We start from the raw sequence: 22,450 nt of genomic DNA, 5'->3' as shown, positions 1-22,450 counted from the left end.
ACTGGCCCCTTATAGGAGCCAGTTTAAGTTTGAAAGGACATTCTACACTGCGAGTAAAATTAATGCTTCGCTAATATAAGAATATTAATTAATTCCACCAATACGGCTGAAGCGAACTCCGGTAGGCCATTCCCCTTCCTGTTTTTCAAAACTCATCCAAATAGCTGAAGCGCGACCGACCAGATTTTTCTCAGGAACAAAGCCCCATGCACGGCTATCAGCGCTATTATCACGGTTATCACCCATCATAAAATAGTGACCTTCGGGCACAATCCACATTCCCTCTGGCAAGCCAGGCTGACGGAAATTAGGTACCGATAGTACACCGGGAATCTCCAAAATATGATGGTTCACTGCGTCCAAATTCTCAATTCGTTCACCCTGCCGCATACTGTAAGGCGGCAATGTTTCTTCAACGGGGATTTGGAAAACACCTACCTTTCTCAAACTTTCACCTTTGGAGTCAACACCATATTGCTGCATTGTCCACTCACTTGGAAATAGTGAACCGTAAGAAACCGGTAATTCTCCCTGACAATTCCCTGTCTCACTGCAATTAGAAAAAATACGCAATTCTTTCTTTGCCGGATCATAAATAATTTTATCACCCGGTAAACCAACCACACGTTTGATGTAGTCAAAACTTGGATCCAACGGGTATTTAAATACAGCAACATCACCACGCTTTGGTTCGCCAGTCTTAATCAATGTTGTTTGAGTGATGGGATCTTTCAATCCGTATGAATATTTCTCTACCAGAATGAAATCACCAATCAATAAAGTTGGCATCATAGAACCCGATGGGATCTGAAAAGGCTCATAAACAAAAGAGCGCAGGATCAGAACCACGGCTAACACAGGAAAAATAGATGAACAGGTATCCACCCATGTTGGCTTGTTAATAGTCTCAGCCAGATGCTCCTGATCCATTGTACCCTCAGTCAGCTCCTGCAATCTGGCAAGTTTTTTCTTGCGCTCTGGTGCCCATTTGAAACGATCAATACACCAAATAATGCCGGTGACTAACGTTGCCAACGTTAGGATCAGGGCAAAAGTGTTAGCCATTTAGACTCCTTACAAGCTTATTAATTGTCTTTACCAACATGAAGAATGGCTAAGAAAGCTTCCTGTGGTAACTCAACGTTACCCACTTGTTTCATACGTTTCTTACCCTCTTTCTGTTTCTGCAATAGCTTTTTCTTACGGCTGACGTCACCACCATAACACTTCGCCAAGACGTTTTTACGTAATTGCTTCACTGTTGAGCGCGCAATAATATGATTACCAATCGCAGCCTGAATTGCGATATCGAACTGCTGACGAGGAATAAGTTCTTTCATCTTCTCCACCAGTTCCCGACCACGGTACTGTGCATTGCCACGGTGAGTAATCAATGCCAATGCATCAACTCGTTCAGCATTAATCAATACATCCACACGAACCATATCAGATGACTGGAAACGAGTGAAATTATAATCCAGCGAAGCATAACCGCGAGAGGTAGATTTCAATCGATCGAAGAAGTCCAAAACCACTTCCGCCATCGGTATTTCGTAAGTCAGTGCAACCTGTTTACCGTGGTAAACCATGTTGGTTTGCACCCCACGCTTTTCAACACATAAAGTAATGACGTTCCCCAAATACTCCTGAGGTAACAGCATATGGCACTCAGCAATTGGTTCACGCAGCTCTTCAATATTATTCAGCGGCGGTAGTTTAGATGGGCTATCCACATAAAGAGTATCGTGGCTAGTTGTCTCCACTTCATACACAACCGTTGGGGCCGTTGTAATAAGGTCGAGATCATATTCACGTTCCAGACGTTCTTGAATAATCTCCATATGCAACAGACCAAGGAAACCGCAACGGAAACCAAAACCCAATGCAGAAGAACTTTCCGGCTCATAAAATAGCGAAGCGTCATTCAGACTCAATTTACCTAATGCGTCACGGAATGCTTCATAGTCATCAGAACTGACAGGGAACAGCCCTGCATAAACCTGTGGCTTCACTTTTTTAAAGCCCGGAAGTGGTTTTTCCGCAGGTTGACGGGCCAATGTCAAAGTATCCCCGACAGGCGCACCAAGAATGTCTTTAATTGCACAAACTAACCAGCCCACTTCGCCACAACCCAATACATCACGATCAACACGCTTAGGAGTGAAAATGCCAAGACGATCAGCGTTATATACCTGACCAGTACTCATCACCTTGATTTTATCACCCTTACGCAAGGTGCCGTTTTTAATCCGCACCAAGGAGACAACACCAAGGTAATTATCAAACCATGAGTCAATGATAAGAGCCTGTAATGGCTCATCAGGATTGCCTTCCGGTGCTGGAATCTCTTTAACCAAGCGCTCAATGACGTCTTGTACACCAACCCCCGTTTTAGCTGAACAGCGCACGGCATCAGTAGCATCAATACCGACAATATCTTCGATCTCTTCCGCTACGCGCTCAGGCTCTGCCGCTGGCAAATCGATTTTATTCAGCACAGGAACAACTTCTAGATTCATATCTAACGCGGTATAACAGTTAGCCAGCGTCTGGGCTTCCACTCCCTGTCCCGCATCAACCACCAGCAATGCCCCTTCGCAGGCCGCTAGTGAGCGGGAAACTTCATATGAGAAATCAACATGCCCCGGCGTATCGATAAAGTTTAATTGATAGAGTTGCCCATCATTCGCCTTGTAATCCAAGGTAACACTTTGAGCCTTAATGGTGATACCACGCTCACGCTCAAGATCCATAGAATCCAGCACTTGCTCTGCCATCTCACGATCTGTTAAGCCACCGCAAATTTGAATAATACGGTCAGATAACGTCGACTTACCGTGGTCAATGTGAGCAATAATGGAGAAATTTCGTATTTGCTTCATTATAAATATTTTTCTGCCTTGATATTTCTGAATCATTCGCCTATATGGACACACAGAGGGACATAAAGCGACGGTTTATTAGGTCGGCCACCGGCCTGAAAGGCTGTATTCTACATGCCAAATCTACGAAAACCTAGTCATGCCTGTGGCTTTAAGGTATGAATTGTTAGACGTCTTGGATGATTAAAGTAGGTTTATTCCCGCTGCTGAATGTGAATGGCATCAGGAGGCAAGCCGATTTGCAAAACGACAGGTTGATATTCCTGCCGATTATCCCAGTAAGTGGCGACTCTGCGGGCAAAGAAGAACCCCAACGCGCCTCCTAAAACACCGCCACAAAACACCCACAATTGATTGGTTATCCATAACTGCAAAAGTGCACCACCAAGGAATAGCCCAATAAGCGGAGTCAGATAAACCAGCAACGCCGAACGCAGCAAACTCCCTTCAGGGATCCCCACTTCCACTTTTTGCCCCGGTTGCAGCGGTTGTAAAATCTCAAGTTCAAGCTGATGTATGCCATCAGACCCTAATTTATTGAGTAAATAAGAACCACACGTTGCTCGCGCCTGACAACTGCCACAACCAGAAGAGGAACCATAACGTAATAATGCCCGCCCCTGTTGCCAGTGAATTACTGTTGCCCACTCTTTAACCATCAGTCAGCTCCTATAAATGCGACACCAGCGGCAATACGCTTGGCAGTTGCCAATGGTAATTCACCAATAATTGTTACCTCATTTGCACCACGTATTGCACTATAAATCGTTCGGCCCCCACGACGGAGAGGATACTCCAACTTACCGGTTTTATCAGCATTAGTCACATTCACGGAAAAGCTAAATAAACCATCACTGAACATAACAGATTCAAGTGTGCCGCTATTTGACAATTTACGACGGCTACGCGAAACCTCAACGAAACCAATCGGCAATTTACCCACCTTCCAATTAAATACGACCTTCTCTGATGGTGGAATGACCAGCATTGGCGGCATATTTAAGCGAGTAATCACACTCATTGCATCATTGATATCCCCATCAATGGTAGAAGAAACAACCCTAAATTGTTCAAGTGCCTCACTATCACGATCAAGTAAGTCAATACGTAATGGTAAATGAGTCTCTTCGTCGATCAGTAAAATATAATTATAACGCACTTCATCTTTGGAGGTGATGCGTACAACCCTACAGGGCCTATCACCGATATGGGTACGACCAACATCAATGAAATTGTAATATTTTTTCAACTGATTGAAGTCAGCAAAAATGACGGCCGGTAAATAATCAATAATATGATTACCGCTAAGACTGAAAGCATCCAATCCAGGTTCAAAATAACTGATCTCATTACCGCGCTGGACAACTTCCCTACGAGAGCCATCCATCTGCATAATCTGAGCAATTGGAATACCATTGATAATAGCGTGGCGATAACGAACCGAGACAATAGCCTGTGGGTTGAGATTAATAAAAGCAAGCTCGTAAGTTAGAGAGCGAGTGGCATTACCCATCTCCTGCAACAAAACCTCAGCACTGCTGAGCTGCGCCGAGGCTTGTAAAGGAGCAAACAGGCTGCCCGCCAGCAAACAGACGGAGAACCAAATACGTTTCATTACTGCTATTGTGTTCCTAAAGATTGCGTTCCGGGAACCGGAATAACAACCTGTGGTGAAATTCCCCGTTCATCATTTTGCTTAAAATGCACACGGCGATCGAGTTCATATTGTTGCAGCATAATATTAATACGTTTATTACGCTCCTGCATTTGAAGGCGTTGATCATTGCCAAATACATCATCACCGGAAGGCACTCCCAAACTCACCGGAGAAGCCGAACCCATCATTGGCAAGGTGTTAAATGCCGGCGTATCAGATTGATATTCAAGATCCTCTGCACTATGACTGTTGTACTGTTGTACACCTACCAATACGGCCAGCGAAACACAGGCAGCAACCGCCACTTGAGTCATTTGACTCACCCAAGGGCGAAGCTTTTGCCAGAATGGCATTTTTTGCCAAGTTTCTGGTTGAGGCTGAGATTCAGGAATATCCCCAAGGTTAGAATGAACAGGCTCTTTTTCAAGTGCCAATGCAACCCGGCTAGCAATATCCCTATGCAATACTTCCGTCACATCACCGCGCAATGTGTCACGGATCAAGTGGTAATTTTCCCAGTGTTTCTGCATAACAGAATCTTTAGACAAAATACTAACGACTTCACTATCAAGAGTTTCGCCATCCATCAGTGCGGAAAGTTTTTCTCTTTGCATGCCAAAGTACCCTTCAGTATTGTTCCACTATTTTTAATTTTAAATCAGTGGTTGAATGTTATCATCAATGGCTTCCCTTGCACGGAAGATGCGGGAACGCACCGTACCTACCGGGCAATTCATAATGGTAGCTATTTCTTCATAGCTTAACCCATCTAATTCCCTCAGCATTATTGCTATTCGCAAATCTTCGGGAAGAGATTCAATGGTACGGAAAACCACCTGCCTCAATTCTTCTGACAACATTAAATTCTCAGGGTTCGAAATTTCTTTTAATGCACTCGAAATTTCATAATTTTCTGCGTCACTCACATCCAAATCACTGGATGGCGGACGGCGCCCTTGAGCGGTCAGATAATTCTTCGCAGTATTTACTGCAATACGATACAACCAAGTATAAAAAGCACTATCACCACGAAACGAAGCCAATGCCCGATAGGCTTTAATAAATGTTTCCTGAGCAACGTCAGGCACATCACCCTGCGGAACATAGCGGGATAAAAGACTCGCCACTTTATGCTGATATCTAACTACCAGTAGGTTAAACGCCTTTTGGTCACCTTTCTGCACTTGCTCGACCAGCATTTGATCCGTTAACTGCTCGCTCATCCGAGGTTAAATCTCCCGAAGAAAAGCTCCACATTGATATTTACTGAACCAACCATGATGTTCTATTCCTGAGCAAGCATAGCTTTGAGTAATAAAATTCTGCGAAGTTCAATTTTTGTCATCATTTTGTTGCAATCATAGCTTTGATCATATCTGATAGGCTAACATGATTTTTACCCATCTTCATTCATACATCATCAATTATGCAATCATTATCCTCTCAACATTACAGCGATGTACTTATTATTGGCAGCGGTGTCGCCGGTCTATCTCTGGCTTTACGGCTAGCCTCACAATATAAAATCACGGTATTAAGTAAGAGTATTCTTAGCGAAGGTGCATCCTATTATGCACAAGGGGGTATCGCCGCTGTATTTGATAAAACGGACAGTATCGCATCTCATGTTGAAGATACCCTTATCGCCGGAGCAGGGCTTTGCGATAAAAGTGCTGTTGAGTTTATCACCAGTAATGCCCGTCATTGCGTGCAATGGTTGGTTGATCACGGTGTTATGTTTGATACAGAAACCAGCGAAGATGGAGAAAAACAATATCATCTGACCCGTGAAGGTGGTCACAGCCATCGTCGTATTCTGCATCATGCTGATACAACCGGCAAAGAAGTAGAAACGATACTGGTTGATAAAGCGATGTCTCATCCGAATATCACAGTGAGAGAGCGCTGCAACGCAGTGGATTTAATTACGTCAAATAAAGCCCGGTTAGACGGTGAGAACCGAGTCGTCGGCGCTTATATCTGGAACCGTCAGCAAGAACAGGTGGAAACTTATCGCGCTAAGGTTGTGGTACTGGCAACAGGCGGTGCAGCTAAGGTCTATCAATATACGACAAATCCCGATATCTCATCCGGTGATGGCATTGCAATGGCATGGCGCGCAGGCTGCCGTATCGCCAATCTGGAATTTAACCAGTTTCACCCGACCTGCCTGTTCCATCCACAGGCGCGTACTTTCCTGTTGACAGAAGCCCTGCGAGGTGAAGGCGCATATCTGAAACGACCAGACGGCAGCCGCTTTATGCCCGATTTTGATGAACGCGCTGAACTAGCTCCTCGCGATATCGTAGCACGAGCAATTGACCATGAAATGAAACGCCTTGGTGCTGACTCCATGTTTCTGGATATCAGCCATAAACCAGCGGATTTCATTATCCAGCATTTTCCAATGATTTATGAAAAATTGCTGACACTGGGCTTTGATCTAACAAAAGAGCCGATTCCAATCGTTCCTGCCGCGCATTACACCTGCGGTGGTATTGTTGTCGATCATCAGGGACATACTGACCTCAACAACTTATATGCTATCGGTGAAGTCAGCTATACGGGTCTGCACGGTGCAAACCGTATGGCATCTAATTCTCTGCTGGAGTGTCTGGTGTATGGCTGGTCTGCTGCGGAGGATATCCAACAACAGATCGAAAAAATAGAAGAAGTACCGCAACTCCCTTTCTGGGATGAGAGCCGGGTTGACAATTCAGATGAACAAGTCGTCATTCAGCACAACTGGCACGAATTACGTCTATTTATGTGGGATTACGTCGGCATTGTGCGTACAACCAAACGCTTAGAGCGAGCACTGCGCCGTATTAATATGCTGCAACAGGAAATTCACGATTATTACTCTAATTTCAGGATTTCTAACAATCTGCTGGAATTACGAAATCTGGTGCAAATCGCTGAATTAATCGTACGTTGTGCGCTAGAAAGAAAAGAGAGCCGAGGTCTGCACTTCACACTGGATTATCCCGATTTACTACCAGAATCAAAACCAACGATTTTGACACCCTGATTTTTGCTGGCAAAACTTCTATACAACCACATAACCACGCTCCGGCGTGGTTCTTTCAATAATTCAATAAATGATTCAATAATAGAGATAGAAATCCGTCACCAATTGCTGAAATTCTTGCGTATATGCACCGTCTGGCTGACGAATAGTCAATTCACTGATTAAGCCAGTTTTTTCCTTACGGGAAAATGCCAATAACATCCGATGCAATGGCTTGCCTTGCCTATCGCGGATATTAACCCGATGATGGGAAAACCAACCCTGATGACATGCCATTGTTTCAAATTCCTCACCAATGGCATATGGCAATACCACACAAAACAGACCATCCGCTGTAATCAACGTCTCGGCGTATTGTAATAACTGCTGGTGAGTCAGCGACCCCGTATAACGAGCCTGTTCCCTTGCCTCATTTCGACAAGCAACAGCCGGTTCAAAATAGGGGGGATTACTGACAATTAAGTCATAACATTGCGAATACTGTTCAGCGAAATCACCAATATCCTGCTGATAAACATCTATTTTTCTCTGCCACGGAGATTGTTCTGCATTATCTTGTGCCTGCAACGCGGCCTCTGTATCCAGTTCCACTGCATCAATTTTAGTATTTTCATCCGTACGCTGTGCTAGCATCAACGCAATAAGCCCACTGCCACAGCCAATATCTAAAATCGCTTTTTTGTCACTCACTGGAGTCCATGCTCCCAATAAAACGCCATCAGTCCCGACTTTCATCGCACACCGATCATGACCAACAAAAAATTGCTTGAAAGTAAATCCATCCCGGCGTAAAAGTCGTTTCTGTTTCAAATTAATAACCTGTATCTATTTAGCACAATAAATTTCGCCATAGGATAAGGGTTATTATGTTTCGATAAAAGCTATACCCGTTATCTTTCAAGTTGCCTCTTTGTTGGCTGCACTCGCTCACCCCGGTCACATAGTTACCTATGCTCCCGGGGATTCGCTCCCTTGCCGTCGCGATGCATCTTGAAATCCATAGGGTATATCTACCTTAAATTGACCGCTTTAATATTAGATGAACAATACGCCCAACCTGTTTATAATCGGCGGCCTAAACAGAGGTATATGATGACTGCAACAAACTTTTCTGAACTTGAGCTTGATGAACGCCTGCTTGACGCCCTGAATGATAAAGGTTATTCCCGCCCAACAGCAATTCAGGCTGCGGCTATTCCGGCAGCAATGGACGGGCGTGATGTACTAGGATCAGCGCCTACCGGTACCGGCAAAACTGCCGCTTACCTGCTGCCCGCTATGCAACATTTATTGGATTTTCCACGCAAGAAATCTGGACCACCACGTATTTTGATCCTGACGCCCACCCGTGAGCTAGCCATGCAAGTGGCAGATCAGGCAAAAGAATTCGCTGCACATACCCATTTGGATATCGCTACCATTACTGGCGGCGTAGCCTATATGAATCACGCTGAAATTTTCAGCGAAAATCAAGATATTGTCGTCGCCACTACAGGCCGTCTGCTGCAATATATCAAGGAAGAAAACTTTGATTGTCGGGCAGTTGAAACACTTATCCTTGATGAAGCCGATCGTATGCTGGATATGGGTTTTGCCAACGATATTGAAACCATCGCGGGTGAAACCCGTTGGCGCAAACAGACCATGCTGTTCTCTGCGACTCTGGAAGGGGAAGCCATTCGTGATTTTGCTGAACGTTTACTGGAAGATCCAGTTGAGATTGATGCAGAACCGTCACGTCGTGAGCGCAAAAAAATCCAGCAATTTTACTACCGTGCCGATAATTCGGCACACAAAACAGCCCTGCTTTGCCATTTACTAAAACAACCCGATGTCACTAAATCCATTATTTTTGTTCGCAAACGTGAACGTGTACACGAACTTGCGGATAAATTGCATCAAGCTGGCATTAAAGCCCGGTTTCTTGAAGGGGAAATGGTACAGGCTAAAAGGACGGAAGCAGTTAAGCTCCTGAACGATGGCAGTGTCACTGTTCTGGTTGCAACAGATGTCGCTGCCCGTGGATTGGATATTGATGATATCAGCCATGTTTTCAATTTCGATTTACCGCGCACCGCCGATGTTTATCTACACCGTATTGGCCGGACAGCGCGAGCAGGTCGCAAAGGTACTGCAATTACCTTAGTGGAAGCGCATGATCATCCTTTATTAGGCAAAATCAGTCGCTATCTGAATGAACCACTAACGTCGCGAGTGGTTGATGAACTTCGCCCAACCACTAAAGCACCAAGTGACAAAGCCCGCAATAAGCCATCGAAAAAAGTATTGGCTAAACGTAAAGAGAAAAAGAAAGCGGAAGAATCGAAGAAAAAAGCCAAAATACGTCATCGAGATAGTAAAAATATCGGTAAACGCCGTAAACCTTCTGGTAATCCAAAACCAGAAACGCCAGTCAGTAGCGATGCGTAAATCTTTAAACGGGCCAATTGGCCCGTTTTTATCTTACTTCAAATAATATCGGCTGACTTGCTGAGCTTTCAGCCAATGATTGACTTCATCATATTCCGCTTGCATCTCATAGCCCCGCGCTTTTAGCGGAGTGAGATTGAAATACATCTGGAACGTTGATTGTTGCTTGTTTTGCAATTTAGGATCAGCGCCTGACTTCAACAATATCAGTGCCAGTTCCGGCGAATTAATTTTGGCTGCAATATGTAACGGAGTATCCCCAATCCGATTAGCCTGATTGGGATTAGCACCAGCGACCAACAGTAATTCAACCTGCATTTTTCTCCCTACCTGAACCGCAACATGTAAAGGTGTTGCTAAGGTTGCAGGATGCATAATATTCACATCCGGCGCGACGGATAATAAAGATTTGAGATAATCAGGATTGTTGATTTTTGCAGCCGTATGCAAAGCACTTTCTTGTTGCAAACCAGGTTGAGTAGGATCAGCGCCCTCCTTCAGCAAATTATTAATATCATCCATTTGCTGATTGAATATCGCCCATTGTAACGGAGTTATATTTTCTTTACCCCGCTGATAATCTAGTTCCGATTCAGGCTCAATTACTTCATTAATTTTCATCACACTTCTCTTTAATTATGCAGAAACACTCAGATCCGGTTCATTAAGCATGACTAGAGATTCTTCTTGCTGTTCATCATTTAAAGATGACCAAGGTTTGTATATCGTTAATAATTCCAGCACCTTTTCAAGAGAATGTGCTTTTAATCCACGTATCAGATTATGAGGAAACCCCTGACCTAACTCTCCTGAATCATCATTATATTTCAGTAAGATTTTATGTCCTATTGGCTGAGATACTGGCAGTTTCTGTTGTAATGCATCAAGTAAATCATGCTCCACAACATAATGGCGCACCAATCCATTTTCAGCGATAGCCCTACCCTCTTGGGGTGAAAAACCCAAATTTTTCATCATATTGTCAGAAACACCGGCTGAATTAAATATTACCGCAGGCTTTCCAACTGATAATGCGGCTGTCGCGGCTAATCCACCTCCCAAAGAGTGCCCAGTAAATAACAAGTTTTCCCCAAATGCTATTCTGGCAGTGCGAGCTAAATCAATTGCTTGATGATATTGAGTCTCATCAAATCCAAAACCTTGTCGTAAATTAGTTAATATATCCTTCAAATCATTAGTGCCCACAAAAGCCACTATATAGAGATCGTCATTCCGATAAATACCTGCCTGAAAACCTGTTGTTTTATCCCTTAAATTTGCCGGTTCTATTCCTGCCTTTAATAATTCACCATCAGAAAGACGAATATAATCACCTATTCCCATCGTGGTGCTTATGTAGACATCATCAGAAATTAAGGTCAACATATAATCAATTTCATGAGATTGCTTACCACTAATTTGTTCAGACTTAATTCCTGTGATTGACTTTAAATTAAGGTTAATACTCTGTTCATTAATTAATGATTGATAGACTCTATTATTTTGTTTAGTCGTTTCCGAGAGGGAAAAAACTTCTGTAGTCGCTTTTTCAATATTTTGGTCTGGAACAGAAGGCGGTGTAACAAGTTGAAGATTATTTAAAACGGGAAAACTTGAATCGACTGATAGATTCATTTCAATTGATAAACTCATAAAATTCCCCTAAGGATAGCTGAAAATAATCGACGATTTAATCAGTACAACTCATCTATCGGCAGGGAATGCCATTGGGTTAAATCAATGTTTAAATTTTGTTAACAAAATTAATCAACTGTGATTCTGCTCTCTGATAACAGAGAAATTCCTACCTATTATTTGCCAATAAATAGCCAGAAAAGAGTCAAAGGAACTGACTGTTTACAACACATACCGTTTTGGTTTCATACGATATTCAAACAACGATCCAGCTTATTCTTAACCACAATCTGGTTTTCATGCATTGAATGCTAGCAATCATTTCGCACAATCAACCAAACTATCAATGAGTTATCTTGGTTATTTGCTCAAGCCAATATGTCTCATTCCTATATATACCCTATGGATTTCAAGATGCATTGCGGCGGCAAGGGAGCGAATCCCCGGGAGCATAGAGAACTACGTGACCGGGGTGAGAGAGTGCAGCCAACAAAGAGGCAACTTGAAGGATAACGGGTATATCCACACAAATGAGGATACTCATTGATTCAGAACAGTTAATTTCATATAGTTACTATAAAACATACTGCTACCTTATGTTTTAAATACGTTTTTATAACTAACCACACAGCAATTCTTTGGGTAAACTTTCAAAAATACTTTACAACATTGAAATAGTTATCAAGAATTTAGTTTTAGTGTGCATCAAAGGTTTTCCTCTGATTTTGTAATCGGTAAGCTAACATCCATTTGGTAATCTATAAAAAGGATTTACTATGTCCGCACCTCTCACATGGCACGACGTAATCGGTAACGAGAAAGAACAACCCTATTTTCTCGACACACTAGCCTATGTCGCAAAAGAACGTCAGGCAGGTAAAACCATTTATCCGCCACAACAGGATGTATTTAATGCATTCCGCTACACCGAATTGGCTGATATTAAAGTGGTGATACTTGGGCAAGACCCATACCATGGCCCTAATCAGGCACATGGCCTCTCTTTTTCTGTGCAACCGGGTATTCCTGCACCACCGTCTCTGGTTAATATGTACAAAGAGCTGGCATCCGATATACCTGACTTCCAGCATCCAAATCACGGTTGCCTAATCAGTTGGGCTAAACAAGGGGTGTTACTACTCAATACCGTACTCACCGTAGAACGTGGTAATGCACACTCCCACGCGAATCTGGGTTGGGAAACTTTCACTGATAAAGTCATTGCCGCTATCAATGAGCACCGTTCAGGCGTCGTTTTTCTGCTTTGGGGATCCCATGCTCAGAAAAAGGGCTACTTTATTGACGCTAATAAACACCATGTTCTCAAAGCACCCCATCCATCGCCACTATCTGCCCACAGAGGGTTCTTTGGCTGTCAACACTTTTCAAAGGCCAATACATTGCTAGAAAAACAAGGCATCGCGCCAATTAATTGGACACCTGAGTTGCCACAGTAAAAAAATGCCGCCCCAGTTGGAGCGGCATTGATACTTATTACTGAACTAAAATGACTACTGAGCTAAAATTACTTTGATACGGCTACCATTGCCGGGCGTAACAAACGGCCATTTAAGGTATACCCTTTCTGCATGACCATCATGACATGATTCGGCTCATGCTGATCGGATTCCATCATGGTCATGGCCTGATGAATTTCAGGATTAAAAGGAACATTTGTGTCGCCAACAACTTCAATACCAAATTTACCCACAGCCCCAAGGAAAGACTTCAACGTCAGCTCGATGCCTTCAACCATAGGTGCTATTTCGGTATTAGTACGATCTGCCACCTCCAAAGCTCGCTCAAGATTATCAATCACTGGTAACAGTTCATTGGCAAATCTTTCTAACGCAAACTTATGGGCTTTTTCCACATCTTGCTCAGTACGACGACGGATATTTTCAACTTCAGCCTTAGCACGCAAAATGGCATCACGTTCACGCTGTTGCGCCTGCTTGAGCTGTTCTTCCAGCTCTGCGACACGCGGATCAACAACACTTTCAGTCTCTGATGCTTCTGCTTTATCCGCACTGTTTTGCTGTTCAGATACAACTTCCATATCTTCCGAGACTTGCTCGTCAGGCATTTTTTGTTCTTTACTACTCATGAATATCTCCGCGTATTTGGCATTAATCTCGCTACTTAGCCTATTATGGGGATCTAAACTGGGGATTCAAGGGAACCCACCATATTGTGAGGATAAAACCTCTTGCTAGAAGGAAATTATAACGATGAATAAAAAATTCAAATGCATAGGTATTGTTGGTCATCCCCGCCACCCAGAAGCACTTGCTACTCATGAAATGCTTTATCATTGGTTAAAATCCAAAGGTTACTCTGTCATTATTGATCGTCAAGTAGCCAAAGACATTGGTTTAAAAGATGCACAAACTGGCGGTCTGACCGAAATTGGTAAACAAGCTGATTTAGCTGTCGTTGTTGGTGGCGACGGCAATATGTTGGGCGCTGCCCGGGTCCTTTCCCGTTATGACATTAAAGTCATTGGTATTAACAGAGGCAATCTAGGTTTTCTGACCGACTTAGATCCTGATAATGCTTTGCAACAACTTTCTGAAGTATTAGATGGCGAATATCGGAACGAACACCGTTTCCTACTAGAAGCTCAAGTCAGAAGAAACGGCCAGAAACCTCGTATCAGTACCGCTATCAACGAAGTCGTACTCCATCCGGGGAAAGTGGCACATATGATTGAATTCGAAGTCTATATCGATGAACGTTTTGCCTTTTCCCAACGTTCTGACGGGCTAATTATCGCAACGCCAACCGGTTCCACAGCTTACTCGCTTTCCGCAGGAGGGCCAATTCTAACACCAAATCTGGATGCAATTGTCTTGGTACCAATGTTCCCACATACATTGTCTTCCCGCCCACTGGTTATCAGTAGTGAAAGCAGCATCAGGCTGAAATTTTCCCAAAATAGCAACGATTATGAAGTCAGTTGCGATAGCCAGATAGTTCTACCTATACAGGATGGAGAGGATGTAATTATTAGCCGCAGCAAACAGAAGCTTAATCTCATTCATCCTCAAGACTATAATTACTTCAACACATTAAGTACAAAACTAAGCTGGTCTAAAAAAATGTTCTAAAAAATTAGGTTTCACTACTTTACTGTATAAAAAACCAGTTTATACTGTATGAAGATACAGAGGTGTTTTTATACACAGGAGAAGTGTGATGCTCACCCAGTTAACCATTAGCAATTTTGCCATTGTTCGTGAGCTTGAAATTGACTTCCAGCCAGGCATGACAGCCATCACAGGTGAAACCGGCGCGGGTAAATCCATCGCAATTGATGCATTAGGTTTATGTCTGGGTAATCGTGGTGAGGCCAATATGGTGCGTCGCGGGGCTTCTCGTGCTGATATTTGTGCCCGGTTTTCTCTTTCTGATACGCCTTCTGCTCGTCAATGGCTAGAAGCCCACCAACTTGATGACAGTAATGAATGCTTACTTCGCCGTACAATAACGTCAGATGGCCGTTCCAGAGGCTTTATCAATGGCACCGCCGTACCGATTTCCCAATTACGCGAATTGGGTACCCACCTTATTCAAATTCACGGTCAGCACGCCCATCAATTACTATTAAATAACGGCCACCAAAAACGCCTGCTTGATACTTACGCTAATCAATTCAATTTGCAAAATGAAATGAAACAGGCATATCAGCAATGGCACCAAAGTTGTCAGGATCTGGCTCGATTCCAACAACAGGCGCTTGAACGTCAATCTCGTCAACAGTTACTGGAGTATCACTTAAAAGAGCTCAATGAGCTGGCACCGCAACCAGGTGAATATCCAGAACAAGATAATGAATATAAACGGCTAGCAAACCGTGGTCAGCTACTCTCTGTTAGCCAAACCGCACTCCAGTTACTTAGTGACAACGATGAACAAAATATTATCAGTCTGCTGAATTACGCCAAACACGAACTGACAGAACTCATCACTATGGATGATAAATTCAGTCAATTACTCACTATGTTGGAAGAAGCATCCATTCAAATTAATGAAGTCAGCGATGAACTCCGCCACTATGGTGATCAACTGGATATGGACCCAAATCGTCTTTTTGAGCTGGAACAAAAAATTTCACAACAAATTAGAGTGGCCCGCAAACACCACGTTGCACCGGAAGAACTTCCTTCACTACATCAACAATTATTGGAAGAACAGCAATTACTGGCGCAGCAAGAAGATGACTGTACCCACCTTAGCGAGCAGGTTAATAAACACCATAAGCAGGCATTGGAAGTTGCAGAAAGATTGCATCTGGTTCGCCAACAATATGCTAAAGAGCTCAGTGAACTCATTACGCACAGTATGCATCAACTCGCCATGCCTCATGGTCGCTTTACCATTGATGTCTCTTTTACACCTGAACATCTGAACGCTGATGGTTCAGATAAAGTTGAATTTAACGTCACCACTAACCCCGGTCAGCCACACCAATCTCTCGCAAAAGTTGCTTCAGGTGGTGAACTTTCCCGTATTGCGCTGGCAATTCAGGTTATAACGGCTAAGAAAATGGAAACGTCCGCTTTGATTTTCGATGAAGTGGATGTCGGTATCAGCGGCCCAACAGCCGCAATTGTCGGCCGTCTGTTACGTGAATTAGGCGAATCTACACAGGTTATGTGCGTCACCCACCTGCCTCAAGTAGCCGGTTGTGGTCACCAACATTTTTATGTCAGTAAACAGACTGACGGTGAAGAAACTGAAACTCAAATGCAACTACTGGATAAAAAAGCCAGATTACAAGAGCTGGCGCGGCTTCTCGCGGGCAGTGAAGTGACAAAAAATACCCTGGCAAACGCTAAAGAGCTACTAGCAGCGTAATTTGATACAACTTTTGCGTATATTTAGGGTCATAACTAAAGCTTGTATACCTTATGGATTTCAAGATGCATCGCAACGGCAAGGGAGTGAATCCCCGGTCACATAGTTAACTATGTGACCGGAGTGAGCGAGTGCAGCCAACAAAGAAGCAACTTGAAAGATAACGGGTATAAAGGTTTTCAATCTCATCAAGGTCTATTATTATCAACACCCTGACTCCTAAAGGAATGTAATTACCATGCGCTGTAAAATGTTGACTGCCGCTGCTGTATCATTTGTCATGCTGACTGCGGGTTGCTCTACGTTGGAACGGGCTGTTTATCGCCCTGACATTAATCAGGGGAACTACCTAACACCAACGAGTGTATCAAAAATCCACAAAGGAATGACCCAGCAACAGGTAGCTTACACATTAGGAACACCAATGTTACAAGACCCGTTTGGGACTCAAACGTGGTTTTATGTATTTCGTCAGCAACCTGGGCACGAAAAAGTGACTCAGCAAACTCTGACCCTGACATTTGACAGTAATGGTGTACTGACTGACATTAAAAACGAAAATTCACTTACCGAAGATCTTCAATAACCGAAGAAATATAGACAGTCAGTCAAAAAATATAGATGACTGACTATCTATAGTAATTATTGAGCATTATTTTTAGCCCGCTCAGCACGCTTACGACGCATTTCTTTTGGATCAGCCAATAATGGGCGATAAATTTCCACCCTATCACCCTCTTCCAAAATATCCGTCAACTTAACAGGACGGCTATAAACTCCGAGTTTATTCTTTCGCAAATCAATATCATTACGCAAAGTCAGCAAACCTGATGCAACTATTGCCTGCTCAACTGTTGAGCCTTGAGCCAATTTCACCGTACGCAGATATTGACGATCAGGCAATGCATAAACAACTTCAACATTGATATCAGACACGATAAACCTCGCGTGCACGTAGAGTAAAAGCCTGCACCATACTTCCAGCCAGCTCCTTAAAAATCTTACCAAAAGCCAATTCAATCAGCTTATTAGTGAATTCAAAATCAAGGTGCAACTCAACTTTACAGGCATCTTCACTCAATGGTATGAACTGCCAGCCTCCCATTAACTTACGAAAAGGCCCATCGACCAGTTGCATATTAATGCTTTGGTTATCGGTCAGAATATTCCGGGTAACAAAGGTCTTGCTTATACCCGCTTTCGAAACATCGACTGACGCAGTCATTTCGTTATTGCTAACACTCAACACACGACTACCAACACACCCCGGTAAAAAATCCGGATAAGAACCGACATCATTGACCAATTTGTACATTTGTTCCACGCTGTAAGGTACTAACGCAGAGCGACTAATCTGTGGCATATAATTTCCTGTAAGGCTTAATTGTAGCAAATAATATCACCTATACGTGATCAAAGAAAAAACTGTCAGCGTATAATGCAATAAACACGCATTAATCAGCAAATATGCGCGGGAAAAGATTTCTTTCACCAAAGCATTCAGTATAATGCATACACTATGACAAAGAAAAAAGCACACAAACCCGGTTCGGCAACCATTGCCATGAATAGACGAGCTCGTCACGAATACTTCATTGAAGAAGAATTTGAAGCGGGTCTCTCGTTACAAGGATGGGAAGTCAAATCACTGCGCGCTGGTAAAGCCAACATCAGCGACAGTTACGTTTTGCTCAAAGATGGAGACGCTTATCTTTTTGGTGCCACCATCACCCCGTTAAATGTAGCTTCTTCCCATGTCGTCTGTGATCCAATGCGTTCACGCAAACTCTTACTTAATCAGCGCGAACTTGACTCATTATATGGTCGAGTCAATCGTGAAGGTTATACCGTTGTTGCCTTATCTCTCTATTGGAAAAACGCTTGGTGCAAAGTCAGAATTGGCGTAGCAAAAGGCAAAAAGGCACACGACAAACGTTCGGACATCAAAGAACGTGAATGGAAATTAGACAAAGCACGTATTATGAAGAATGCTGGGCGATAAATTCTGGCATTATAGTTTAGTATTCTGATATACTTGCGTTTAAGACACTTGGGGCTGATTCTGGATTCGACGGGATTCGCGAAACCCAAGGTGCATGCCGAGGGGCGGTTGGCCTCGTAAAAAGCCGCAAAAAAATAGTCGCAAACGACGAAAAATACGCACTAGCAGCTTAATAACCTGCGCAGAGCCCTCTCTCCCTAGCCTCCGCTCTTAGGACGGGGATCAAGAGAGGTCAAACCCAAAAGAGATCGCGTGGATGCCTTGCCTGGGGTTGAAGCGTTAAATCTAATCAGGCTAGTTTGTGAGTGGCGTGTCTGTCCGCAGCTGGCAAGCGAATGTAAAGATTAGACTAAGCATGTAGTACCAAGGATGTAGGAATTTCGGACGCGGGTTCAACTCCCGCCAGCTCCACCAATTTAGTAGGGACAGTGATAGGACAACAGCTTTAAAAACAGTGAGTTAGCAAAGTTGATTGGACACTGACCGGACAATGAAGGGACACAAAAGGATACGCAAAGGAGCCGCGGAGCTTTTGGAAAAACCAACCATAATTAGGTTGGTTTTTTTATGTCTGTAACACATAGCAACTACCTCTATTTTATAATTTATAGTACAAAATAAAATGCCTCACCAGATCTCTGCCTCATAGGGCATTATTCATAAATCCAGCACTTGATACCGTCAGTTTTTGACGCATGCATGTAACCCAACTTCATGTAACAATCACCTTAGTGATAGGTATTTCTGGTGTGGCATATCCTATGCTCATGGAGTTCGGCTTGTGCCACTTAAGCGGTCATTTTATTTACCAATGTCACCCTATCGGCGAAATGGCTATACTATGATGTGTCGATAAACAGTTTATATTTGTGGAGTAATTTTGAAACGTATACCGCCAGAATTGTTTAAGTCTGAAATGAAACGAAAAGGCTGGACGCGCCGCGAGCTGGCTATACGGTGGGGCAAATCAGAAACATGGATCAGCAAAATAGTGAATAATATAGAACGGGATCAACACTGGAATGACGCCCTCAATGGACTGCCTGACAACGAAAAGCCCAGGTAAACTATAGGTCATATTTTTATTGCAGAAAGGTAACCTATCGTTCATAATTCAACATTGAGAGACTATTTTCACTGACGCAGAGCTACCGGGCTGCCACCCGATAACCCTGCTTACCACAACTAACTATATAAGGTAGTTAATTATGGCTAAACGCGATAATAAAACAATTCGCCGAATTTCCCAAGCTGAACGTTTTGGCAAGGTAGCTAAAAACGGCATTTCTTTAAAAGGAAAATGGTTACAGGAAGCGGGATTTACCTTTGGAATGCCACTAAAAATCCGGGTGATGCCGGACTGTATTGTTATTACCGCCCAGAACACTCAGGAACTCTGGCAATGCCTGGAAGGACTGAGTATTGAGCCATTTAACCCTAGTGCTGCTATTGACTGGATTAAGTATTATCCTGGTGGGTTGATGATTACCTAATAGACTAAAGCATAAATGGACTATATCCTTAAATGTTGGATGATTATCCAACATTTTGAGGACGATTCAGTCAGAGTAGTGCAAAAAAGCCATATTTGATTAGACTTATCTAACTATTGGAGGTCGGTTCAATTGGCCCTGATTCCATTATTCTAAGGGTTTTTCGGGCCAGTTAATATCTGACGCTAAATTAACATCAACGCGGTTCAATAATACTCTATATTTTTTTAACTCTGCTAACAGCGATTTTTCCTTATCACTCGACATCTCCAAATCTACAGCATCTTGTAACGGAGCGATCTGTTTACTTACAGTGAGCATAAGTTGCTGTTTCTTATGTTCTGCTTGCTGCTGCTGTTCCCGTCTGAGCTTTATTTTATCACTTTCTGATATTATCCACTTTTCACTATCCCACTTGTGATAAACAGACTGTGCTTGTTCTGTAAGAATTGGATAACCCTCTTTATCACTGACGATAGCAAACCCGCGTGATTGACCGTCAAGTAATTCATTGTGTTTTTCTGCTGTTATTTCAACACACTCTTCATGAGCTTCATTATAAAAAACACATTCTTTTCTGGAGAAATAGACCATTTATACCCCCCAAAATAATATATGTACAACTTTGCCTGGATTCTCATCATTGTTGGGAGTACCTGCTTGATATTCAAATGTCGATAGTGTTGCATTACGTACTAATGTGTGGCCAGTTGATGTATTGATACTCGACATACTTGCAATATAGCCAAAAAGCTTATTTTTAAAAGAAATTGGATAATTTACCTTTATCCATGATTGTTGAGCTGATGGGACTTTAACCCATTGAATAATTACCCCCGTATCTCCACATTGCCACCAACCATTTTCGGATTTTATAGCTGTATTTTGTAATGCAAGAGTACCACTTCTCTCAGGCGCTAATATATTGTAACGCCGCTGATTCTTGGGATCGTCAGAATAGATATGCAACAATTTCCCTTCAGAACCGTTAATTCCCAATATATATCCATCTTTCGATTTGAAACGCAATTTAGGAAAAGGAGTTTTACTGTCAATCAGTAAACTGCCAACGGTTGCGGTTTTATTGCTAGAAATGCGTAAGAAAGTATTATCGCTCTCAGATTTAGCATAACTTCCCACATCCCCAGCATTCAAACTAATATCCCCGGCCAACGGCTTCCCGTTAATTTTCCGGCTATTCGGCACCGCCCCTTTAGCCAACTCCACCATTTCCGATAAACCGATATTTTTTACAAATTCAGTTTTATTGAAGATGTCTGCTCCATTTTGATTTTTAGCGAGCTTATTATTGGCATTATCATTCACATCAGAAACAAGTTTCTGAGTTGCTGCAAGGGTATTACTGTTACCTGTCTTGTCTGTAAGTTGGGTGATGCCTTTTTCTATAAGTGTGGCGTCAGGAATCAAATCTTGAGTTGCAATCTCTCCCAGTCCTAAATTATTACGTGCTGTCGCTTTGTTATTAATATCAGATAAGTTATTCGCTTTCTGTAGAAATAACCCATTAGGATCTGCTAGTAGATTTTTCCAACCGGAAACTGATGTACTATCCGGATCTGTATTGTTATCTTCTACCTCATTCCACCAAATTTTACTTCCATCAGAACTGGCAACAATGGCCCCTTTAGGATAACCATCAATGGCAGCACTAAAGTCAGCATTATACGAATACAAGCCACCAGACATTGAATAACGTATTGCGGTAGTAATATCATTCAATATCCCGTTCATATCCTTGCCAGATGGAGGAATTCCACCAGCAGATATTGCTGTCATCGTTAACGGGGGGAAACCGCTCGGATACGTAGCTACTCCTTTTGCCAAGCTGCTTTCAGTTGATTTTGTTGCAATCTCGTTATAGCCTCCGGCGCTCGCAAACGGAACAGCAATAAGATTAGGTTTTTCAGTTGATTTCATTTGTTGGTATCCTTTGAACGATTGCGACACTGACACCAACCGGGTAAGGCAGTGCTCTCGATGTTTGAACAATTGCTAATTCTGCTGTTGATAGCTGAAATTCAAATACATAACTCATCTTCATATTTCCATCATCAGTGATATATGCACGTCCGCTATCGCTAAACATATAAACAAGCATTCTGTTGATGTTTGGTATAGTGCAGTCAGATATATTTGACATGGCTTTCATCATAATTAGCTTTCGGTACATCAGATCTGATAGCTCAATAGTTTTTGTTTTTGACTCCCCGGAATAAAATGGTGCTTGGTCAAATGGATTTGGATCTATCGTTGTCGGAACATTCAGTAAAGCTTCACCAAAACCTATATATTTTACATTTTCATTAACAGTCAGCCGCCTGCTGACATTCACTATTTTTCCCCACACATCCAGCCCGTAAGTATTTGCTGTGTCAATATTCCAAATCAGATCGTAAAATGTATTAATAAATTCAACAGAGGAAACAGCGGCATTGAAAC

At 42.8% G+C, this 22,450-nt stretch carries 25 protein-coding genes and 1 other RNA gene; 11 read left to right on the top strand and 15 right to left on the bottom strand.

Annotated elements, in window-relative coordinates; genetic code table 11:
* Positions 1-84: 84 nt before the first annotated feature.
* The 6 genes from lepB to rpoE form a co-directional block, all read right to left on the bottom strand.
* Complete coding sequence (gene lepB / locus AACQ38_RS21770) at positions 85-1,065, bottom strand: signal peptidase I (RefSeq protein ID WP_011147529.1); 981 nt, start codon at positions 1,063-1,065, stop codon at positions 85-87.
* 20 nt (positions 1,066-1,085) lie between these two features.
* Positions 1,086-2,882, bottom strand: a complete 1,797-nt coding sequence (gene lepA / locus AACQ38_RS21765) for a translation elongation factor 4 (protein WP_058589201.1) — start codon at positions 2,880-2,882, stop codon at positions 1,086-1,088.
* A 194-nt stretch (positions 2,883-3,076) separates the two neighbouring features.
* Entirely contained in the window at positions 3,077-3,541 is a 465-nt protein-coding gene (gene rseC, locus AACQ38_RS21760; RefSeq protein WP_165579066.1) for a SoxR-reducing system protein RseC, read from the bottom strand.
* Positions 3,541-4,497 (bottom strand): sigma-E factor regulatory protein RseB, encoded by a 957-nt coding sequence (gene rseB, locus AACQ38_RS21755; protein WP_165579065.1) that lies wholly within the window; start codon positions 4,495-4,497, stop codon positions 3,541-3,543. Before rseB ends, rseC begins: the two co-directional genes overlap by 1 nt.
* A 5-nt stretch (positions 4,498-4,502) precedes the next feature.
* Complete coding sequence (rseA, locus tag AACQ38_RS21750) at positions 4,503-5,153, bottom strand: anti-sigma-E factor RseA (protein WP_058589193.1); 651 nt, start codon at positions 5,151-5,153, stop codon at positions 4,503-4,505.
* Positions 5,154-5,192: 39 nt separating this feature from the next.
* Positions 5,193-5,762, bottom strand: a complete 570-nt coding sequence (gene rpoE, locus AACQ38_RS21745; RefSeq protein WP_165579064.1) for an RNA polymerase sigma factor RpoE — start codon at positions 5,760-5,762, stop codon at positions 5,193-5,195.
* A 203-nt stretch (positions 5,763-5,965) separates the two neighbouring features.
* Here rpoE and nadB point away from each other — a divergent pair, with 203 nt between their 5' ends.
* Positions 5,966-7,570: an L-aspartate oxidase gene (gene nadB / locus AACQ38_RS21740; protein WP_165579063.1), complete on the top strand. Its 1,605-nt coding sequence runs from the start codon at positions 5,966-5,968 to the stop codon at positions 7,568-7,570.
* Between the two features lie 75 nt (positions 7,571-7,645).
* Here the strand turns inward: nadB and trmN are convergent, their stop codons facing one another.
* Positions 7,646-8,380, bottom strand: coding sequence for a tRNA(1)(Val) (adenine(37)-N(6))-methyltransferase TrmN (gene trmN, locus AACQ38_RS21735; RefSeq protein ID WP_058589195.1), 735 nt, complete (start codon positions 8,378-8,380; stop codon positions 7,646-7,648).
* A gap of 282 nt (positions 8,381-8,662) precedes the next feature.
* Here trmN and srmB point away from each other — a divergent pair, with 282 nt between their 5' ends.
* Complete coding sequence (srmB, locus tag AACQ38_RS21730; protein WP_011147537.1) at positions 8,663-10,000, top strand: ATP-dependent RNA helicase SrmB; 1,338 nt, start codon at positions 8,663-8,665, stop codon at positions 9,998-10,000.
* A 33-nt stretch (positions 10,001-10,033) separates the two neighbouring features.
* Here srmB and AACQ38_RS21725 read toward each other — a convergent pair whose 3' ends face one another.
* Both AACQ38_RS21725 and AACQ38_RS21720 read right to left on the bottom strand, forming a co-directional pair.
* The gene (locus tag AACQ38_RS21725; RefSeq protein WP_113049793.1) at positions 10,034-10,621 is read right to left on the bottom strand and encodes an ankyrin repeat domain-containing protein; all 588 of its coding nucleotides are present in this window, start codon (positions 10,619-10,621) and stop codon (positions 10,034-10,036) included.
* A gap of 15 nt (positions 10,622-10,636) precedes the next feature.
* The gene (locus tag AACQ38_RS21720; protein WP_165579062.1) at positions 10,637-11,653 is read right to left on the bottom strand and encodes a phospholipase; all 1,017 of its coding nucleotides are present in this window, start codon (positions 11,651-11,653) and stop codon (positions 10,637-10,639) included.
* A 286-nt stretch (positions 11,654-11,939) separates the two neighbouring features.
* Here AACQ38_RS21720 and AACQ38_RS21715 point away from each other — a divergent pair, with 286 nt between their 5' ends.
* A complete protein-coding gene (locus tag AACQ38_RS21715) occupies positions 11,940-12,182 on the top strand; it encodes a hypothetical protein (RefSeq protein WP_125026248.1) in 243 nt (80 codons plus the stop codon).
* Between the two features lie 229 nt (positions 12,183-12,411).
* Positions 12,412-13,092, top strand: coding sequence for a uracil-DNA glycosylase (gene ung / locus AACQ38_RS21710; RefSeq protein WP_011147555.1), 681 nt, complete (start codon positions 12,412-12,414; stop codon positions 13,090-13,092).
* A gap of 68 nt (positions 13,093-13,160) precedes the next feature.
* Here ung and grpE read toward each other — a convergent pair whose 3' ends face one another.
* Positions 13,161-13,742, bottom strand: coding sequence for a nucleotide exchange factor GrpE (gene grpE / locus AACQ38_RS21705; RefSeq protein ID WP_011147556.1), 582 nt, complete (start codon positions 13,740-13,742; stop codon positions 13,161-13,163).
* Between the two features lie 124 nt (positions 13,743-13,866).
* Here grpE and nadK point away from each other — a divergent pair, with 124 nt between their 5' ends.
* The 3 genes from nadK (at position 13,867) to bamE (ending at position 17,081) form a co-directional block, all read left to right on the top strand.
* On the top strand, positions 13,867-14,745 hold the full coding sequence (gene nadK / locus AACQ38_RS21700; protein WP_011147557.1) for an NAD(+) kinase: 879 nt from the start codon (positions 13,867-13,869) through the stop codon (positions 14,743-14,745).
* Positions 14,746-14,833: 88 nt separating this feature from the next.
* The gene (recN, locus tag AACQ38_RS21695; protein WP_165579061.1) at positions 14,834-16,495 is read left to right on the top strand and encodes a DNA repair protein RecN; all 1,662 of its coding nucleotides are present in this window, start codon (positions 14,834-14,836) and stop codon (positions 16,493-16,495) included.
* A gap of 238 nt (positions 16,496-16,733) precedes the next feature.
* The gene (gene bamE, locus AACQ38_RS21690; protein ID WP_011147559.1) at positions 16,734-17,081 is read left to right on the top strand and encodes an outer membrane protein assembly factor BamE; all 348 of its coding nucleotides are present in this window, start codon (positions 16,734-16,736) and stop codon (positions 17,079-17,081) included.
* 56 nt (positions 17,082-17,137) lie between these two features.
* Here the strand turns inward: bamE and AACQ38_RS21685 are convergent, their stop codons facing one another.
* Together AACQ38_RS21685 and AACQ38_RS21680 are read right to left on the bottom strand one after the other, a co-directional pair.
* Positions 17,138-17,431: an RnfH family protein gene (locus AACQ38_RS21685; protein ID WP_165579060.1), complete on the bottom strand. Its 294-nt coding sequence runs from the start codon at positions 17,429-17,431 to the stop codon at positions 17,138-17,140.
* Complete coding sequence (locus tag AACQ38_RS21680) at positions 17,424-17,858, bottom strand: type II toxin-antitoxin system RatA family toxin (protein WP_011147561.1); 435 nt, start codon at positions 17,856-17,858, stop codon at positions 17,424-17,426. The genes AACQ38_RS21685 and AACQ38_RS21680 overlap by 8 nt, the downstream gene beginning before the upstream one ends.
* Before the next feature lie 156 nt (positions 17,859-18,014).
* Here AACQ38_RS21680 and smpB point away from each other — a divergent pair, with 156 nt between their 5' ends.
* The 4 genes from smpB (at position 18,015) to AACQ38_RS21665 (ending at position 19,990) form a co-directional block, all read left to right on the top strand.
* Entirely contained in the window at positions 18,015-18,497 is a 483-nt protein-coding gene (gene smpB / locus AACQ38_RS21675) for an SsrA-binding protein SmpB (RefSeq protein WP_011147562.1), read from the top strand.
* A 50-nt stretch (positions 18,498-18,547) separates the two neighbouring features.
* Positions 18,548-18,911, top strand: a transfer-messenger RNA (tmRNA) gene (gene ssrA / locus AACQ38_RS21670).
* A 466-nt stretch (positions 18,912-19,377) separates the two neighbouring features.
* Positions 19,378-19,563, top strand: coding sequence for a helix-turn-helix transcriptional regulator (locus AACQ38_RS24210; protein WP_011147563.1), 186 nt, complete (start codon positions 19,378-19,380; stop codon positions 19,561-19,563).
* A 142-nt stretch (positions 19,564-19,705) separates the two neighbouring features.
* Positions 19,706-19,990: a SymE family type I addiction module toxin gene (locus AACQ38_RS21665; protein ID WP_011147564.1), complete on the top strand. Its 285-nt coding sequence runs from the start codon at positions 19,706-19,708 to the stop codon at positions 19,988-19,990.
* A 147-nt stretch (positions 19,991-20,137) separates the two neighbouring features.
* Here AACQ38_RS21665 and AACQ38_RS21660 read toward each other — a convergent pair whose 3' ends face one another.
* From AACQ38_RS21660 to AACQ38_RS21650, 3 genes are all read right to left on the bottom strand, one after another.
* Positions 20,138-20,584, bottom strand: coding sequence for a tail fiber assembly protein (locus AACQ38_RS21660; RefSeq protein ID WP_011147565.1), 447 nt, complete (start codon positions 20,582-20,584; stop codon positions 20,138-20,140).
* Positions 20,585-21,928 carry a phage tail protein gene (locus tag AACQ38_RS21655; RefSeq protein ID WP_242685653.1) on the bottom strand — a complete coding sequence of 448 codons (1,344 nt, stop codon included), beginning with the start codon at positions 21,926-21,928 and terminating at the stop codon, positions 20,585-20,587.
* Positions 21,915-22,450, bottom strand: a 536-nt coding sequence (locus AACQ38_RS21650; RefSeq protein WP_165579059.1) for a DUF2612 domain-containing protein, incomplete at its 5' end; no start/stop codon positions are given. The genes AACQ38_RS21650 and AACQ38_RS21655, both read right to left, overlap by 14 nt.

The sequence above is a fragment of the Photorhabdus sp. RW14-46 genome (assembly GCF_963887965.1).
GTDB lineage: Bacteria > Pseudomonadota > Gammaproteobacteria > Enterobacterales > Enterobacteriaceae > Photorhabdus > Photorhabdus laumondii.
Note: the sequence above shows the minus strand (reverse complement) of the source record. Positions and strands in the feature narration are given on the sequence as shown.

What these genes read in the sequence shown, in the direction of transcription:
- lepB (WP_011147529.1), bottom strand. Translation starts at nt 1,065, where the DNA reads ATGGCTAACACTTTTGCCCTGATCCTAACGTTGGCAACGTTAGTCACC.
- lepA (WP_058589201.1), bottom strand. Translation starts at nt 2,882, where the DNA reads ATGAAGCAAATACGAAATTTCTCCATTATTGCTCACATTGACCACGGT.
- rseC (WP_165579066.1), bottom strand. Translation starts at nt 3,541, where the DNA reads ATGGTTAAAGAGTGGGCAACAGTAATTCACTGGCAACAGGGGCGGGCA.
- rseB (WP_165579065.1), bottom strand. Translation starts at nt 4,497, where the DNA reads ATGAAACGTATTTGGTTCTCCGTCTGTTTGCTGGCGGGCAGCCTGTTT.
- rseA (WP_058589193.1), bottom strand. Translation starts at nt 5,153, where the DNA reads ATGCAAAGAGAAAAACTTTCCGCACTGATGGATGGCGAAACTCTTGAT.
- rpoE (WP_165579064.1), bottom strand. Translation starts at nt 5,762, where the DNA reads ATGAGCGAGCAGTTAACGGATCAAATGCTGGTCGAGCAAGTGCAGAAA.
- nadB (WP_165579063.1), top strand. Translation starts at nt 5,966, where the DNA reads ATGCAATCATTATCCTCTCAACATTACAGCGATGTACTTATTATTGGC.
- srmB (WP_011147537.1), top strand. Translation starts at nt 8,663, where the DNA reads ATGACTGCAACAAACTTTTCTGAACTTGAGCTTGATGAACGCCTGCTT.
- AACQ38_RS21725 (WP_113049793.1), bottom strand. Translation starts at nt 10,621, where the DNA reads ATGAAAATTAATGAAGTAATTGAGCCTGAATCGGAACTAGATTATCAG.
- AACQ38_RS21720 (WP_165579062.1), bottom strand. Translation starts at nt 11,653, where the DNA reads ATGAGTTTATCAATTGAAATGAATCTATCAGTCGATTCAAGTTTTCCC.
- ung (WP_011147555.1), top strand. Translation starts at nt 12,412, where the DNA reads ATGTCCGCACCTCTCACATGGCACGACGTAATCGGTAACGAGAAAGAA.
- grpE (WP_011147556.1), bottom strand. Translation starts at nt 13,742, where the DNA reads ATGAGTAGTAAAGAACAAAAAATGCCTGACGAGCAAGTCTCGGAAGAT.
- nadK (WP_011147557.1), top strand. Translation starts at nt 13,867, where the DNA reads ATGAATAAAAAATTCAAATGCATAGGTATTGTTGGTCATCCCCGCCAC.
- recN (WP_165579061.1), top strand. Translation starts at nt 14,834, where the DNA reads ATGCTCACCCAGTTAACCATTAGCAATTTTGCCATTGTTCGTGAGCTT.
- bamE (WP_011147559.1), top strand. Translation starts at nt 16,734, where the DNA reads ATGCGCTGTAAAATGTTGACTGCCGCTGCTGTATCATTTGTCATGCTG.
- AACQ38_RS21680 (WP_011147561.1), bottom strand. Translation starts at nt 17,858, where the DNA reads ATGCCACAGATTAGTCGCTCTGCGTTAGTACCTTACAGCGTGGAACAA.
- smpB (WP_011147562.1), top strand. Translation starts at nt 18,015, where the DNA reads ATGACAAAGAAAAAAGCACACAAACCCGGTTCGGCAACCATTGCCATG.
- AACQ38_RS21665 (WP_011147564.1), top strand. Translation starts at nt 19,706, where the DNA reads ATGGCTAAACGCGATAATAAAACAATTCGCCGAATTTCCCAAGCTGAA.
- AACQ38_RS21660 (WP_011147565.1), bottom strand. Translation starts at nt 20,584, where the DNA reads ATGGTCTATTTCTCCAGAAAAGAATGTGTTTTTTATAATGAAGCTCAT.
- AACQ38_RS21655 (WP_242685653.1), bottom strand. Translation starts at nt 21,928, where the DNA reads ATGAAATCAACTGAAAAACCTAATCTTATTGCTGTTCCGTTTGCGAGC.